Genomic DNA, 14,584 nt, shown 5'->3' with positions numbered 1-14,584 from the left:
GGGCGTCGATGTCCATCAGTGACCGGGCCGCACAGCTGGTGGCCGCGCGGACACCGTTCGTGCGCGCGACCGTGGTGCGGGCCCAGCAGCCCACGTCGGCCCGCCCGGGCGATGAGGCAATCCTGTTGGCGGACGGCACCATCGAGGGCTTTGTCGGCGGCCACTGCGCGCAGAACTCGGTCCGCAAGGCGGCGATGGGCGTGTTGCAGGCCGGCGAGAGCGTGCTGCTGCGCGTGCTGCCCGACGGTGACGTGCACTTCCCGGAAGCTCCCGGGGCGTGTGTGGTGGTCAACCCGTGCCTGGCCGGCGGATCCCTGGAGATCTTCCTGACCCCGCAGCTGCCGGCCCCGCTGATCCAGATTTACGGCGAAACCCCGATCGCCGACGCGTTGATCGAACTGTGCGGCCTGTTGGGCTACGACGCGCGCCGCGACACCGATCCGGCCGACACCGACGCCTTGCCAACTGCGATTGTGATCGCCAGCCACGGCGGGCCCGAAGCCGAAATCATCCGCACGGCGCTGGATAACGGCGTTGGGTATGTCGGGCTGGTGGCCAGCACGGTACGCGGCGCGTCCATCCTGGATTCGCTGGACCTGTCCGATGCCGAGCGGGCCCGGGTGCATACCCCGGTCGGATTGGCCATCGGCGCCAAAACTCCGGCGGAGATCGCGGTGTCGATTGCGGCGGAACTGATCGCCACGCTGCGCGGCGGCGGCCCCAGAGGCCGGAAGGCGTTGGCGGACGAGAACGGCGGCGCATGACCGCGACCCAGATCACCGGTGTGGTACTCGCCGCCGGGCGCTCCAACCGGTTGGGCACGCCCAAACAGCTACTGCCATATCGGGATACCACGGTGCTTGGGGCCACCCTCGACGTTGCCCGGCAAGCCGGATTCGACCAGCTGATCCTCACCCTGGGCGGTGCGGCGTCGGCGGTGCGTGCCGCGATGGCGCTGGACGGGACCGACGTGGTGGTCGTCGAGGATGTCGAGCGCGGGTGTGCGGCATCGCTGCGCGTCGCGTTGGCACGGGTGCATCCGCGGGCCACCGGGATCGTGCTGATGCTGGGCGACCAGCCTCAGGTGGCGCCGGCGACACTGCGGCGGATCATCGACGTCGGGCCGGCCACCGAGATCATGGTGTGCCGCTACGCCGACGGCGTCGGGCATCCATTCTGGTTTAGCCGCACCGTGTTCGGCGAACTCGCGCGACTGCACGGCGACAAGGGTGTCTGGAAGCTGGTGCACTCCGGCCGCCACCCAGTGCGCGAACTCGCCGTGGACGGCTGCGTGCCGCTTGACGTGGACACCTGGGACGACTACCGACGGCTGCTGGAATCGGTGCCCTCGTGACCTTCGCAAGTCCCGACGACGTGATCCGCCGGTTCGACGAACAGAACTACCTGCTGGATACCGGCACGGCGTCGGCAATCTATCTGGCGGTTACGCTGGGCAGGCCGCTGTTGTTGGAGGGTGAGCCCGGTGTTGGCAAGACAACAGCCGCGAAAACCCTTGCAGTCGTGTTGGATACCACGCTGATCCGGCTGCAATGCTATGAAGGGCTGACGGCCAACGAGGCGCTCTACGACTGGAACTACCAACGCCAGCTATTGTCCATCAGGCTGGCCGAGGCGCGCGGCAAGGGTATCTCAGACATATCGGAAGCGGATCTGTACACCGAGGCGTATCTGGTGGACCGGCCCATCCTGCGGTGCGTGCGGCACCGCGGACCGACCCCTCCAGTGCTGCTCATCGATGAAATCGACCGGGCCGACGACGAATTCGAGGCGTTACTGCTGGAGTTCCTTGGTGAGTCCGCGGTGACCGTTCCCGAGCTGGGCACTTTCCTCGCGGAGTGCCCGCCGATCGCGGTGCTCACGTCCAACCGCAGCCGTGACCTGCACGACGCACTGCGGCGGCGCTGCCTCTACCACTGGATCGACTACCCGGGGCCGGACCGGGCGGCCGCGATCGTGCGCCGCACGGTGCCCGGGGCTACCGCGCCGTTGATCGAGAACGCCACTCAATTCGTTTGCACTGCACGGGATCTCGATCTGGACAAGCCACCCGGTGTGGCCGAGACTATCGACTGGGTGGCGGCTTTGGTGGCACTCGGGGTCGCAGACCTCACCGCAGCGGATTCGAGTCCCGCTCTGGCCAGCCTTGGGGCCCTGGCCAAAACGCCCGACGACCGTACGCAGATTCGCGATGCGTACCAAGCTTTTACTGAGTGCAGCCACGCATGAGAGGACGCACAGGATGAAGATCGCCAACGAGTTCACCGTCAGCGCTCCGATCGAGCAGGCCTGGAGCAGGCTATGCGACCTGGAGCAGATGATTCCGCTGATGCCTGGAGCCCAGTTGATCGGCCATGAGGGCGACGAGTACCTCGGTAAGGTCAAGGTCAAGGTTGGGCCGGTCACCAGCGAGTTCAGCGGCAAGGTGCACTTTGTCGAGCAGGACCGCAACCAGCACCGCGCCGTTTTCGACGCCAAAGGCAAGGAGGCGCGCGGTACCGGCAACGCGGCCGCCACGGTCGCTGCCCAGCTGCACGAGGTCGGAGAGCGTACCCGCGTCACCGTCGACACCGATCTGAAGATTGTCGGCAAACTGGCGCAATTCGGCAGTGGCATGCTGCAGCAGGTGTCGGAGAAGCTGCTGGGCCAGTTCGTGGATTCGCTAGAAGCCGAGCTCGCGGCCCAGAGTTCAGAAAGCCCGCAAGGCACACCCCCTGCTACCGAAGCGGCGCCCATCGACTTGCTGCAGCTGGCCGACGGCGGCCAGCTCAAAAAGTACGGTTCGGCGCTGCTGGCGGCGCTGACCGTGCTGCTGCTGATCTGGGTGCTGCGCCGGCGGCGATGAATGGGATGGCCACCCCTGCACTGTTGCCGGGCGTCGACCTCGCGGCGTTCGCGGCAGCGCTGGCAGCGCGCCTTCGCGACGCCGGGATACCGGTGTCCGCCAGCGGTCAAGCGAGTTTGGTGCAGGCGTTGCAGCAGTTGGTGCCGCGTACGCCGGCGGCGCTGTATTGGGGCGCGCGGTTGACCCTGGTCAGCCGTGTAGACGAACTGGCCACGTTCGATGCGGTATTCGCTTCGCTGTTCGGGGTATTTGGCAGCGCCGAACCCGACGGTGCCAACCGCCCACCACCGCCCATTGCAGGCCCGCGCACACCGGTGGCCGGCGTCGGGCACCGCGCCAAGCGGCGATCTTGTGCCGCCCAAGCCCAGAATCTGCCCTGGGATACTCGCTCGCTGACGATGGCCAGCGCCGGTCAGGGCGGACCCAGCCGCACACTGCCCGATGTCCTGCCCAGCCGCATTGTCGCCCGGGCCGACGAGCCATTCGACCAGTTCGATCCCGACGATCTGCGTCTGCTCGGCGCCTGGCTGGAGGCCACGATGGCGCGCTGGCCGCGGCGGCGCAGCATGCGATTCGAGTCCAGCCCGCACGGCAAGCGCATCGACCTGCGGGCGACGATGAACGCGTCGCGGTCGACTGGCTGGGAGTCGGTGCTGTTGGCACGGATCCGGCCCCGCCGACGCCCCAGGCGGGTGCTCCTGCTCTGCGATGTGAGCCGCTCGATGCAGCCCTACGCCGCCATCTATCTGCGTCTGATGCGGGCGGCGGTGCTGCGCCGGGCAGGGGGCCACCCGGAGGTTTTCGCGTTTTCGACGTCGCTGACTCGACTTACCTCGGTGCTGTCTCATCGCTCGGCCGAGATGGCGCTACATCGGGCCAACGCTAGGGTGACCGACCGCTACGGCGGTACGTTCATCGGCCGTAGTGTCGCCGCCCTGCTGGCCCCGCCGCATGGCAACGCGTTACGCGGCGCGGTGGTGATCATCGCCTCCGACGGCTGGGACAGCGATCCGCCCGACGTGTTGGTGCACGCACTGACCAGGGTGCGTCGCCGCGCCGAGTTGCTGGTCTGGCTGAACCCTCGCGCGGCACATCCGGAGTTCCAGCCGCGTGCCGGTTCGATGGCGGCGGCGCTGCCCTATTGCGACCTGTTCCTGCCGGCGCACTCGCTGGCCGGCCTGCACCAGTTGCTGCTGGCGCTGGCCGGTGCCCGCTAGCCGTGTGCGCCCCTCACCACAGCTCGGTGTAGCACTTTGCTATAAGCTGTAACAGATCGCTACACCCGAGGAGAGATGTCGTGCCCAAAGCCGTCGACCGCGTCACGCGCGTCGCCGCGGATCTGGTGGACAGCGCGGCGGCCGAGGGTGCTCGTCAGAGCCGTTCGGCCAAGCAGCAGCTCGACCACTGGGCCCGCGTCGGTCGGGCGGTGTCGAACCAGCACACGGCGTCGCGGCGCCGCGTGGAAGCTGCGCTCGCGGGGCATCTGCCGATGACGGACCTGACGCTGGAGGAGGGCGTGGTGTTCAACGCCGAGATCTCCGCAGCTATCGAGGAGCGCCTGTCGCGAACCAACTACGGCGACGTGCTCGCCGCGCAGGGCATCACCACGGTCGCCCTGAACGACGCGGGCGACATCGTCGAGCACCGGCCAGACGGCACCTCGGTCGTGCTGGCGGCCACGCCGTGATCGCCAGCTCGAAGACAACGCGCCACGCGTGAAGCGGCTCGATCTGGTCGCCGGGCCCAACGGCGCCGGCAAGTCGACGTTCGTCGCCCTCACGCTGGCGCCCTTGCTGCCCGGCATCGTCTTCGTCAACGCCGACGAAATCGCCAAACAACGCTGGCCCGACGACCCAACATCGCACGCCTACCAGGCGGCGCAGGTCGCCGCCGACACCCGCGCGAGGCTCATCGACTTGGGCCGGCCGTTCATTGCCGAGACGGTGTTCTCGCACCCATCGAAGCTCGAGCTCATCCGCACCGCGCGCACGGCCGGCTACACCGTCGTACTGCACGTGTTGGTTATCCCCGAAGGCCTGGCGGTCGAGCGCGTCAGGCATCGCGTCGCCGCGGGCGGCCACGATGTGCCGGAGACCAAGATCCGCGAGCGTCACCGCCGGCTGGCCGAGCTTGTCGCCCAGGCCATCACGCTGGCCGACGGCGCCACCGTCTATGACAACAGCCGGCTCGCGGGCCCGCGGATCGTCGCTCAGTTCAGCGGGGGTGGCATCATCGGGCGCGCATGCTGGCCTTCGTGGACGCCGCCACCCTTGATGTCACGCTGGAGTAACAGGCCTGAGACGGCGTAAGACAGGCTAGGGCAGGATCGCATTATGAATCTGGCAAACCGGGCAGCCAGCGCCGAAACCGCCGTCACGCAACGGCATCTGAGACGGCTTTGGGCGTTGCCGGGCACCCAGTTGGCGGTGGTGGCTTGGCCGTCAACCCGGCGCGACCGGTTGTTCGGCAGCTGGCACTACTGGTGGCAGGCACACCTGCTGGATTGCCTGGTCGACGCGCAGCTGCGCGACCCGCAGCCGCAGCGGCGCGCCCGGATCAACCGCCAGGTCCGCTCGCACCGGGTCCGCAACAATTTCTCGTGGCTCAACAGCTATTACGACGACATGGCGTGGCTAGCGTTAGCGCTGGAACGTGCCGACCGGGTCGCCGGGGTACGACGCCGGCGCGCACTGCCCAAGCTCACCAACCAGTTCGTCGAAGCCTGGGTGCCCGAGGACGGCGGCGGCATCCCGTGGCGCAAGCAGGACCAGTTCTTCAACGCCCCAGCCAACGGCCCGGCCGGGCTATTCCTGGCCCGCTACCCAGACCAGTACGGGAAAAGGCTCAAGCGCGCAGAACAGATGGCCGACTGGATCGATCGCACGCTGATCGATCCGGAGACACACCTGGTATTCGACGGCATCAAGGCCGGGTCGTTGGTCCGCGCGCAGTACACCTACTGCCAAGGGGTGGTGCTCGGGCTGGAAACCGAGCTGGCGGTGCGCACCGGTCCGGCAGCCAGAGCGCGGCACTGCGCTCGCGTTCATCGCTTGGTCGCGGCCGTCAACGAGCACATGGCTCCATTGGGTGTGTTACGGGGCGCCGGCGGCGGGGACGGTGGCCTGTTCGCGGGGATCACCGCCCGATACCTCGCCTTGGTCGCCACCACGTTGCCGGGCGACTCGGCCGACGACGCCGCCGCCCGCGACACCGCCCGCGCGATAGTGCTGGCTAGCGCGCAATCGGCGTGGGATTACCGGCAAACCGTGGACGGGTTGCCGGTGTTCGGGGCGTTCTGGGATCGCGAAGCCGAGTTGCCCACCGCCGGCGGTGAGCAGGCGCGGTCCGTCCGAGGAGCGGTGCATAGCTCGGCGATTGCCGAGCGAGATCTGTCGGTGCAGCTATCGGGTTGGATGCTGATGGAAGCCGCCCACAGCGCCGCAGCGGTCAGCTCACTCGGGTAACACCAACGGGTCGGGGTCGCTCTGGGGTGCGTTACGCCGCGCCCGGTAGACCCGCGCCGCCGAGACCAGTGCGGGCAACAGTGAGACGAACACGATGGCCAGGATGATGAGCTGAAAGTTCATGTGCACGAACGGGACACTGCCCAAAAAGTAGCCCGCCAACGTCACACCCGCACCCCAGGCGACTCCGCCGACGATGTCGAACCCGAGGAACACCGGATACCGCATGTAGGACACCCCGGCAATGACTGGCACAAAAGTCCGCGCGATCGGCACGAATCGAGCCAGAATTATCGTCCATTTCCCGTACTTCTCAAAAAACGCGTGGGACTCGGTCACATAGTGTTTCTTGAAGAACCGGGAGTCTTCCTTCTTGAACAGCGCCGGCCCGATCCGTCGCCCGATGAAATATGCGGTCTGATCGCCGAGCACCGCGACCAGCGCAACGCACGGGGCGAGCACCCCGATGGTGACCGGTGGTGCCGGGCTAGCGGACAACAGCCCGCCGGTGAACAACAGCGACTCGCCCGGCAGCAGCGGAAACAGCAGACCGGTCTCGATGAAGACGATGATCAAAATCCCGGGCAGCACCGCGGAACCGAATACGCCGTTGGCGCCCAACCAGTACATCGGGTCGAGGATGTCCGGCATGGCCGTCACGGCGGTGCTCATGACGTCCCAACATACCGGCCATCACGCACAGGCCGACAAGCTCGGTTGCGGTGTTGCGATACTGGGTGGATCGGAGTCGTCAGGAGGAACGTTTCATGCCTATCGCAACGCCCGAGGTCTACGCGGAGATGCTCGGTCAGGCCAAACAAAACTCGTACGCTTTCCCGGCTATCAACTGCACCTCCTCGGAAACCGTCAACGCCGCGATCAAAGGTTTCGCCGACGCCGGCAGTGACGGAATCATCCAGTTCTCGACCGGTGGCGCAGAATTCGGCTCCGGCCTCGGGGTCAAAGACATGGTGACCGGTGCGGTCGCCTTGGCGGAGTTCACCCACGTTATCGCGGCCAAGTACCCGGTCAACGTGGCGCTGCACACCGACCACTGCCCCAAGGACAAGTTGGACAGCTATGTCCGGCCCTTGCTGGCGATCTCGGCGCAACGCGTGAGCAAAGGTGGCAATCCTTTGTTCCAGTCGCACATGTGGGACGGCTCGGCAGTGCCAATCGATGAGAACCTGGCCATCGCCCAGGAGCTGCTCAAGGCGGCGGCGGCCGCCAAGATCATTCTGGAGATCGAGATCGGCGTCGTCGGCGGCGAAGAGGACGGCGTGGCGAACGAGATCAACGAGAAGCTGTACACCAGCCCGGAGGACTTCGAGAAAACCATCGAGGCGCTGGGCGCCGGTGAGCACGGCAAATACCTGCTGGCCGCGACGTTCGGCAACGTGCATGGCGTCTACAAGCCCGGCAACGTCAAGCTTCGCCCCGACATCCTTGCGCAAGGGCAACAGGTGGCGGCGGCCAAGCTCGGACTGCCGGCCGACGCCAAGCCGTTCGACTTCGTGTTCCACGGCGGCTCGGGTTCGCTTAAGTCGGAGATCGAGGAGGCGCTGCGCTACGGCGTGGTGAAGATGAACGTCGACACCGACACCCAGTACGCGTTCACCCGCCCGATCGCCGGTCACATGTTCACCAACTACGACGGAGTGCTCAAGGTCGATGGCGAGGTGGGTGTCAAGAAGGTCTACGACCCGCGCAGCTACCTCAAGAAGGCCGAAGCTTCGATGAGCCAGCGGGTCGTTCAGGCGTGCAATGACCTGCACTGCGCCGGAAAGTCCCTAACCCACTAAACCGGGGCCGCTCACAAGCCGTGCAGCTCGGTCAGCGTCAGGTGCGCGACCAGGAAGTAGATGAGCAGACCCGTGCCGTCAACGATGGTGGCGATCATCGGCCCCGAAACGATGGCCGGGTCGATGCGCAACTTCTTCAGCAGCGGCGGAAGGACGGCAGCCACCAGCGACGACCACACCACGATGGCGGCCACCGTCAGCGCGACCGTCAGGGTCACCTGCGGGCCCACGCCCAATGTCCAGGCGCGCACCACCGCGGCGGCGGCCATAGTGAGGCCGACCAGCACACCGGTTGACAGCTCCTTGGCTAACACCGCAGGCACATCGCGAAACCGGACCTGACCGGTGGCCATCGCGCGGACCAGAGTGGTGGCGATCTGGGTGCCGGTGTTGCCGCCGGTGCCGATCAGCAGTGGGATGAAGAACGCGAGCGCTATCACCGCCTCCATTTCGTCGGAGAACGCCCGCAGGACGCTGCCGGTGTAGGCCTCGGCAGCAAAAAGTACCAGGAGCCAGACGACCCGCTTGCGCCATAGCAGCCACGGCGACGCCCGCAGGTAGGGCACCTCGAGCGGGGCCGACCCACCCTGGCGCTCGGCGTCTTCGGTTGCTTCCTCCTCGGCAATGTCGATGGCTTCGTCTTCGGCGATGATGCCCAGTAGCCGGTTGTCGGCATCGACGACGGGAACCGCCATCAGGTTGTGGCCCATGATTGTCTGCGCCGCGAGCTCCTTGTCAGTCAACGGCGACACGACGATGAGGTCGTCACCCATCAGCTCACGGACTCGCTGTTCGGGATTGGCCAGCACCAGGGCGCGAAAGGCGATCACACCCAGCAGGTGGGAGTCGGCGTCTGTCACATAGACGTAGGCGGTGGTTCGTGCATCGCTGCGCAGGCCCGAGGCGCGTTCCCGCACGCTGGCGACGGCCTGCGACACCGTCATGTTCGGGCGTACGGTCAGCGTTTCGGGCACCATGTGGGCCGCGGCGCAGTCCTCCGGCCAGCTCAACAAGCCACGCAGCACCATCGCCCGCTCCAGCGGTAGCAACGTCAGCAGCGCCTCCCGCTTGGGCTCCTTGAATTCGCGCAGGATGTTGGCGGCGTGGTCGGAGTCGAGGGCCTCGAGGAAGGTGGCGGCCAGCGACGGATCCATCGCGTGCAGTGCCTCTGCGGCCAGCTTGTCGTCGATCGACTCGAATAGCTCGACGGCGTTGGTGCCGTCGAGCAGTGGGCCAAGCTTTCCGAGTTCGGCTTTGGATAACGACCCGAGTTCGCGGGCGCGATCCGGCAGCTCGGTGACGACGTCGAGCCACAAATCGACGGCTTTCGGGGTGCCGATACCGATGACGTGGCGGATGTCGAGTGTTGAGTTCTCGGCGGGGCGGATGCTCACCTGGCGATCACCTGCCTCTCGTTGACGATCGAGACGCTATGCCGCCGTCTCTGCGGGAACAGGCCGCCAGTACATTGCCACAGACGGGATCCAGCCGCATTTCGGCTACGGTTGCTCGTTTCGGTGTTCGGACTAGTCGGTCCTGGTGACGTGCCGGTGATGCGGACCGGTCCTAGCACTGACCAATGGCCAAAATGCGGGCAAACCAGCCAATCCTGGCTTCAGTTGCTGGAGGACTGGCAGATCTTCCACTGATCGTCGCGAAACTGTAGGTCGAGGCTGCGGGTCGAGCGGACCTGGGGATCGAACGCCATGAAAGTGGTGACATTGGCCTCGGCGTGCGCGCCGTTGACGACGACCTGGTCGATGCTGGCGATGACCGGATATTGTTTGGCCGCCGAAACCCGGCGATAGGTTTCGGCCCAATCACGCTCGTCATAATCCACGTAGCCATCGCGGGTGGAGCCACAAGTCAGGGAACGCAGCGCGGTCAGGTCGCCGGTCTGGATGGCGATGTCCAAGCTCTGGATGGCCTGCCGCACCTGATCTTCCTGCGACATCTTCGAATGTTTGCCGCGGGTCAGCAGCACGGTGCCCAGGATCGCGATTGCCGCCAACGCCAGCACGATCACTACCACCGCCAGCGCCCAGCCCCAGGTGCGTTGCCGGACTGACGTCGCCTCCGTCCGTGGCGGGATTGATTGTGGCACAGCAGTTTTCGGGGGCATTCCGGTTGGCATCCGCGGCGGGGTGGTCGGCGCCTGGTTGGTTTGGAAAACCTCGGTGGCTGCCTCGTGGGCCGTGACGATCACCTGGGTCTCCTTGGCGTCGAAGCCGGGCGCGGTGAAACGGCGTTCGCGCTGCGCTTCCGGTTGCGTAACCGCGGCATCGTTGTCGGAGGTGGTGATCACCACGGTCTCGGTTTCGGCGTCGTGAGGCACCAGGGGGTAGCTTTCGGTGCGTTCCTCGCCAGGATCGGCGGACCGCTCGCCGGCCGGTTCGCTCCCGGATTCACCGGCTGAGCGGTCTGGCTCGGGTGCGTTGGACATGGGTGCTGCTGTCCTCCCGGTATCGAGTGGCTCTTTGGAGCTTAGCGACCCAGCCTTCGGTTGGCCCCATCGTCGAGGTGACGTGACCAAGCGCACAATAACTCCCATGACGTCGATGGGTGATCTCTTGGGACCTGAGCCAATCCTGTTGCCTGGCGACAGCGACGCCGAAGCGGAGCTGCTTGCCAACGAAAGTCCGAGCATCGTCGCGGCCGCGCATCCGTCGGCGTCGGTCGCCTGGGCGGTGCTCGCCGAAGGGGCGCTGGCCGACGACAAGACCGTCACGGCCTACGCATACGCGCGTACCGGGTACCACCGCGGCCTGGACCAGCTGCGCCGCCATGGCTGGAAGGGCTTCGGCCCGGTGCCGTATTCCCACCAGCCCAACCGGGGTTTCCTACGGTGTGTGGCGGCGCTGGCGCGCGCCGCAGCCGCTATCGGCGAGACCGACGAGTATGGACGCTGCCTGGATCTGCTTGACGACTGTGACCCCGCGGCCCGTCCGGCGCTTGGGCTCTGAACGGTCAGAACCAGATACTCCAGAAACGGGCCAGCACGCTGCCCGCGGCGGCCAGCCGGTGCGACACGCCAGACAGGTCGAAGAGCCAGTACACCACCCCGAAAAACCACCCGTTCAGCGTCGGCGCCAGGAACAGGACCAGCAGAAACACCAAAGCGAACTGCTTGGCCGGCGCCAGGGCGCGCTGCGTCTCGGGTCTCAGGTGCGGCTCCAGGGCCGCATAGCCGTCCAGACCCGGGATGGGTAGCAGGTTTAACACCAGCGCGGTGAGCTGAAGGAATGCTAGGAACGCCACCCCGGCCCATAACACCGCGTGGATCGGGTCGAACAACAACCGGGTCGCCGCCAGCAGCAACATGGCCAGCGCCAGGTTGACCGTCGGCCCCGCCAAACTGACCAGGGTGCGGCGCGCCGTCGTCATGAACCAGGTGTGCACATACACCGCGGCACCCGGCAGACCGATCCCGCCCAGGGCGATGAACAGCATCGGCAGACCGAGCGAGAGCATGGGATGGCTGTAGCGGCGGGGATCCAGCGTCAGGTAGCCGCGCACTGCGACGTCGTGGTCACCGAAACGCCAAGCGGTGAACGCGTGACCGAACTCGTGCAGGCACAGCGACACCAGCCAGCCGGCGATCACCATGACGAACACCCCGGCGTAGGCCAGCGGCTGCACCGTCTCCCCGGCCAGCCAGGCCAGCGCGCCCCCGACGGCCGTCAATCCGAGCAGGCCCAGAAAGATCGGGCTGGGTCGCACCGACTCGCGCTGGCCCGTCTCGCTCACCGGTCGAAAACTACCGGACCAGCAGCCAACCCTCGACGTTGCGGTAAAACGTCGATCGGCGCACCGGGCGGGGCGCCGCGACACCGTCCCGAAGTACCGCAGCACCGGTGGTGCCTAGCTGCGCGGCGCGCCCGCCGATCCACCGCCGCCACTTTCCGGCGCCGTCTACCGCAGCTCGCAGGCCTGGCAGGGTCAGCGTCGGCTCGATGCACACCCCGGCCACATCGCCATCGAACAGCACGGTGTCGTCAACGACCGCCTCGCCGTGGATCAGGGCCTGCTCTTCGGCCGGCAGCCACTGTGCTCGGCCGACGATTACCGACCCGGTCTCGTCACGGATTAGCGGCACCCGCCGAGCGACGCCACACCGGGCGCGCCGCGCCGCCCGGCGCCCGGCCGGCAAGCGGTAGGCCCGGGTCGCGGGGCTGCGCCGGCGCGGCACATAACCCACCTCGACGTCGAGCCGGTCGGTGCGCAACAGCCGAGTCAGTACCGCCCCCAGGTCCGCGTCGGCGCCGACGACGATGAGCCGCGAATACCGTCCGATGACGGTGTCCAGGTTGTCTTGATGGGTAGGCAAGCCGGTCAACGGGCCGGGCACGTCGGCATCACCGGAGAGCAACACCGCGACGCCGGGTGCGTTCTCGGCCGTATACATGACAGCTCCTCGCAACCTGCTGGGTAGGGTAGGTCACCGGCTGGACCACAATAAGCGGGCATAGCCTGCGAGACCAGGTGGGAGCAACTCATGCCGGCGATCGTCCTCATCGGCGCCCAATGGGGCGACGAGGGCAAGGGTAAGGCCACCGACCTGTTGGGTGGCCGCGTGCAGTGGGTGGTGCGCTATCAGGGGGGCAACAACGCCGGGCACACCGTCGTCTTGCCTACCGGCGAGAATTTCGCATTGCATCTCATCCCGTCGGGTGTGCTGACGCCCGGGGTCACCAACGTTATCGGCAACGGCGTGGTGATCGATCCCGGTGTCCTGCTCAATGAGCTGCGGGGACTGCAAGACCGCGGCGTGGACACCGCCAAGCTGTTGATCTCCGCCGACGCCCATCTGCTGATGCCTTACCACATTGCTATCGACAAGGTCACCGAGCGCTATATGGGCAGCAAGAAGATCGGCACCACCGGCCGTGGTATCGGGCCGTGCTACCAGGACAAGATCGCCCGTATTGGGATCCGGGTCGCCGATGTGCTGGACCCGGAACAATTGACCCACAAGGTCGAGGCCGCGTGCGAGTTCAAGAACCAAGTGCTGGTCAAGATCTACAACCGCAAGGCCCTGGACCCCGCGCAGGTGGTCGACGCGCTGCTGGAGCAGGCCGAGGGTTTCAAGCATCGCATCGCCGACACCCGGCTGCTACTCAATGCTGCCCTGGAGGCCGGCGAAACGGTGCTGCTGGAAGGCTCTCAAGGCACCCTGCTCGATGTCGACCACGGCACCTACCCGTATGTGACATCGTCGAATCCGACGGCGGGTGGCGCGGCCGTGGGCTCTGGTATCGGCCCGACCCGCATCGGCACCGTGCTGGGGATTCTCAAGGCCTACACCACTCGGGTGGGCTCCGGCCCGTTCCCCACCGAGCTGTTCGACGAACACGGCGAATACCTGTCCAAGACTGGCCGCGAGTTCGGTGTGACCACCGGCCGGCGCCGGCGCTGCGGCTGGTTCGACGCCGTCATTGCCCGCTACGCCGCCCGGGTCAACGGCATCACCGACTACTTCCTGACCAAGCTCGACGTGCTGTCCAGCCTGGAATCGGTGCCGGTCTGCGTCGGATATGAGATCGACGGCCGGCGCACCCGCGATATGCCGATGACCCAGCGGGATCTTTGCCGCGCCAAGCCGGTTTACGAGGAGCTGCCGGGCTGGTGGGAAGACATCTCCGGGGCGCGCGAGTTCGACGACCTGCCCGCCAAAGCGCGTGATTATGTGCTGCGACTGGAACAGCTTGCCGGAGCACCGGTTTCGTGCATTGGAGTCGGTCCGGGGCGGGAACAGACCATCGTGCGCCGGGACGTCCTGCAGGATCGCCCGTGACAGATGCGTCAGTGCACCCCGACGAACTCGATCCCGAGTATCACCACCACGGTGGATTTCCGGAGTACGGTCCGGCCAGTCCCGGTGCGGGGTTCGGCCAGTTCGTGGCGACCATGCGCCGGTTGCAGGACCTGGCGGTCGCGGCGGACCCCGGCGACGCCGTGTGGGACGAGGCGGCCGAGCGCGCCGCCGCGCTCGTCGAGTTGCTGAGCCCATTTGAGGCCGACGAAGGCAAGGCGCCGGCCGGGCGGACCCCCGGCCTGCCCGGCATGGGCAGCCTGCTGCTACCGCCATGGACGGTGACCCGGTACGGCACCGACGGTGTTGAGATGCGGGGGTCGTTTAGCCGGTTTCACGTCGGGGGCAACTCCGCGGTGCACGGCGGCGTGTTGCCGCTGTTGTTTGATCACATGTTCGGCATGATCTCGCATGCGGCGGGACGGCCGATCAGCCGGACCGCCTTTCTGCACGTTGATTACCGCCGAATCACCCCGATTGATGTGCCGTTGATCGTACGCGGACGAGTCACCAATACCGAGGGCCGAAAGGCGTTTGTGTGCGCGGAACTGTTTGACAGCGACGAGACGCTGTTGGCCGAAGGCAACGGCCTGATGGTGCGGCTACTGCCCGGCCAGCCCTAGCTGAGATTTTCTGTCTCGAC

Annotated in this window: 17 protein-coding genes; 12 read left to right on the top strand and 5 right to left on the bottom strand. The window is 66.6% G+C overall.

Translation table 11 applies throughout. The features are described from left to right. Positions 1-8 precede the first annotated feature (8 nt). From Rv0372c to Rv0365c, 8 genes are all read left to right on the top strand, one after another. Complete coding sequence (locus Rv0372c) at positions 9-764, top strand: hypothetical protein (RefSeq protein ID NP_214886.1); 756 nt, start codon at positions 9-11, stop codon at positions 762-764. Continuing rightward, positions 761-1,354 (top strand): hypothetical protein, encoded by a 594-nt coding sequence (locus Rv0371c; protein NP_214885.1) that lies wholly within the window; start codon positions 761-763, stop codon positions 1,352-1,354. Before Rv0372c ends, Rv0371c begins: the two co-directional genes overlap by 4 nt. Continuing rightward, positions 1,351-2,247, top strand: coding sequence for an oxidoreductase (locus Rv0370c; RefSeq protein ID NP_214884.1), 897 nt, complete (start codon positions 1,351-1,353; stop codon positions 2,245-2,247). Before Rv0371c ends, Rv0370c begins: the two co-directional genes overlap by 4 nt. 100 nt (positions 2,248-2,347) lie before the next feature. Further along, entirely contained in the window at positions 2,348-2,863 is a 516-nt protein-coding gene (locus Rv0369c) for a membrane oxidoreductase (protein NP_214883.1), read from the top strand. A 5-nt stretch (positions 2,864-2,868) separates the two neighbouring features. Continuing rightward, positions 2,869-4,080, top strand: coding sequence for a hypothetical protein (locus tag Rv0368c; protein NP_214882.1), 1,212 nt, complete (start codon positions 2,869-2,871; stop codon positions 4,078-4,080). An 80-nt stretch (positions 4,081-4,160) separates the two neighbouring features. Then, positions 4,161-4,550, top strand: a complete 390-nt coding sequence (locus Rv0367c; protein ID NP_214881.1) for a hypothetical protein — start codon at positions 4,161-4,163, stop codon at positions 4,548-4,550. Between the two features lie 28 nt (positions 4,551-4,578). Continuing rightward, entirely contained in the window at positions 4,579-5,172 is a 594-nt protein-coding gene (locus Rv0366c; protein ID NP_214880.1) for a hypothetical protein, read from the top strand. A gap of 24 nt (positions 5,173-5,196) precedes the next feature. Continuing rightward, complete coding sequence (locus Rv0365c) at positions 5,197-6,327, top strand: hypothetical protein (RefSeq protein ID NP_214879.1); 1,131 nt, start codon at positions 5,197-5,199, stop codon at positions 6,325-6,327. On the opposite strand, the gene Rv0364 is transcribed toward Rv0365c, so the two are convergent. Further along, positions 6,316-6,999 (bottom strand): transmembrane protein, encoded by a 684-nt coding sequence (locus Rv0364; protein ID NP_214878.1) that lies wholly within the window; start codon positions 6,997-6,999, stop codon positions 6,316-6,318. The genes Rv0365c and Rv0364 overlap by 12 nt on opposite strands. Positions 7,000-7,094: 95 nt before the next feature. On the opposite strand from Rv0364, the gene fba reads away from it, so the two are divergent. Then, a complete protein-coding gene (gene fba / locus Rv0363c; protein ID NP_214877.1) occupies positions 7,095-8,129 on the top strand; it encodes a fructose-bisphosphate aldolase in 1,035 nt (344 codons plus the stop codon). Between the two features lie 11 nt (positions 8,130-8,140). On the opposite strand, the gene mgtE is transcribed toward fba, so the two are convergent. Beyond that, positions 8,141-9,523: an Mg2+ transport transmembrane protein MgtE gene (mgtE, locus tag Rv0362; RefSeq protein ID NP_214876.1), complete on the bottom strand. Its 1,383-nt coding sequence runs from the start codon at positions 9,521-9,523 to the stop codon at positions 8,141-8,143. Between the two features lie 221 nt (positions 9,524-9,744). Continuing rightward, positions 9,745-10,572: a membrane protein gene (locus Rv0361; protein ID NP_214875.1), complete on the bottom strand. Its 828-nt coding sequence runs from the start codon at positions 10,570-10,572 to the stop codon at positions 9,745-9,747. 82 nt (positions 10,573-10,654) lie between these two features. Here Rv0361 and Rv0360c point away from each other — a divergent pair, with 82 nt between their 5' ends. After that, positions 10,655-11,092 (top strand): hypothetical protein, encoded by a 438-nt coding sequence (locus tag Rv0360c; protein NP_214874.1) that lies wholly within the window; start codon positions 10,655-10,657, stop codon positions 11,090-11,092. A 4-nt stretch (positions 11,093-11,096) separates the two neighbouring features. Here the strand turns inward: Rv0360c and Rv0359 are convergent, their stop codons facing one another. After that, the gene (locus Rv0359; RefSeq protein ID NP_214873.1) at positions 11,097-11,876 is read right to left on the bottom strand and encodes a zinc metalloprotease; all 780 of its coding nucleotides are present in this window, start codon (positions 11,874-11,876) and stop codon (positions 11,097-11,099) included. A gap of 10 nt (positions 11,877-11,886) precedes the next feature. Beyond that, a complete protein-coding gene (locus tag Rv0358) occupies positions 11,887-12,534 on the bottom strand; it encodes a hypothetical protein (RefSeq protein ID NP_214872.1) in 648 nt (215 codons plus the stop codon). 90 nt (positions 12,535-12,624) lie between these two features. Between Rv0358 and purA the strand changes: the two genes are divergently transcribed. Then, positions 12,625-13,923, top strand: a complete 1,299-nt coding sequence (purA, locus tag Rv0357c; RefSeq protein ID NP_214871.1) for an adenylosuccinate synthetase — start codon at positions 12,625-12,627, stop codon at positions 13,921-13,923. Next, on the top strand, positions 13,920-14,564 hold the full coding sequence (locus Rv0356c) for a hypothetical protein (protein ID NP_214870.1): 645 nt from the start codon (positions 13,920-13,922) through the stop codon (positions 14,562-14,564). Before purA ends, Rv0356c begins: the two co-directional genes overlap by 4 nt. Positions 14,565-14,584 lie beyond the last annotated feature (20 nt).

The organism is Mycobacterium tuberculosis H37Rv, assembly GCF_000195955.2.
In the GTDB taxonomy this organism is placed as follows: Bacteria; Actinomycetota; Actinomycetes; order Mycobacteriales; family Mycobacteriaceae; genus Mycobacterium; species Mycobacterium tuberculosis.
This window is presented reverse-complemented; position numbering and strand designations above follow the sequence as displayed.

Bases quoted from the DNA above. Each gene is read 5' to 3' on its own strand.
- Rv0372c (NP_214886.1), top strand. From the start codon at position 9: ATGTCCATCAGTGACCGGGCCGCACAGCTGGTGGCCGCGCGGACACCG.
- Rv0368c (NP_214882.1), top strand. From the start codon at position 2,869: ATGGCCACCCCTGCACTGTTGCCGGGCGTCGACCTCGCGGCGTTCGCG.
- Rv0361 (NP_214875.1), bottom strand. From the start codon at position 10,572: ATGTCCAACGCACCCGAGCCAGACCGCTCAGCCGGTGAATCCGGGAGC.
- Rv0365c (NP_214879.1), top strand. From the start codon at position 5,197: ATGAATCTGGCAAACCGGGCAGCCAGCGCCGAAACCGCCGTCACGCAA.
- Rv0371c (NP_214885.1), top strand. From the start codon at position 761: ATGACCGCGACCCAGATCACCGGTGTGGTACTCGCCGCCGGGCGCTCC.
- Rv0364 (NP_214878.1), bottom strand. From the start codon at position 6,999: ATGAGCACCGCCGTGACGGCCATGCCGGACATCCTCGACCCGATGTAC.
- fba (NP_214877.1), top strand. From the start codon at position 7,095: ATGCCTATCGCAACGCCCGAGGTCTACGCGGAGATGCTCGGTCAGGCC.
- Rv0358 (NP_214872.1), bottom strand. From the start codon at position 12,534: ATGTATACGGCCGAGAACGCACCCGGCGTCGCGGTGTTGCTCTCCGGT.
- Rv0369c (NP_214883.1), top strand. From the start codon at position 2,348: ATGCCTGGAGCCCAGTTGATCGGCCATGAGGGCGACGAGTACCTCGGT.
- purA (NP_214871.1), top strand. From the start codon at position 12,625: ATGCCGGCGATCGTCCTCATCGGCGCCCAATGGGGCGACGAGGGCAAG.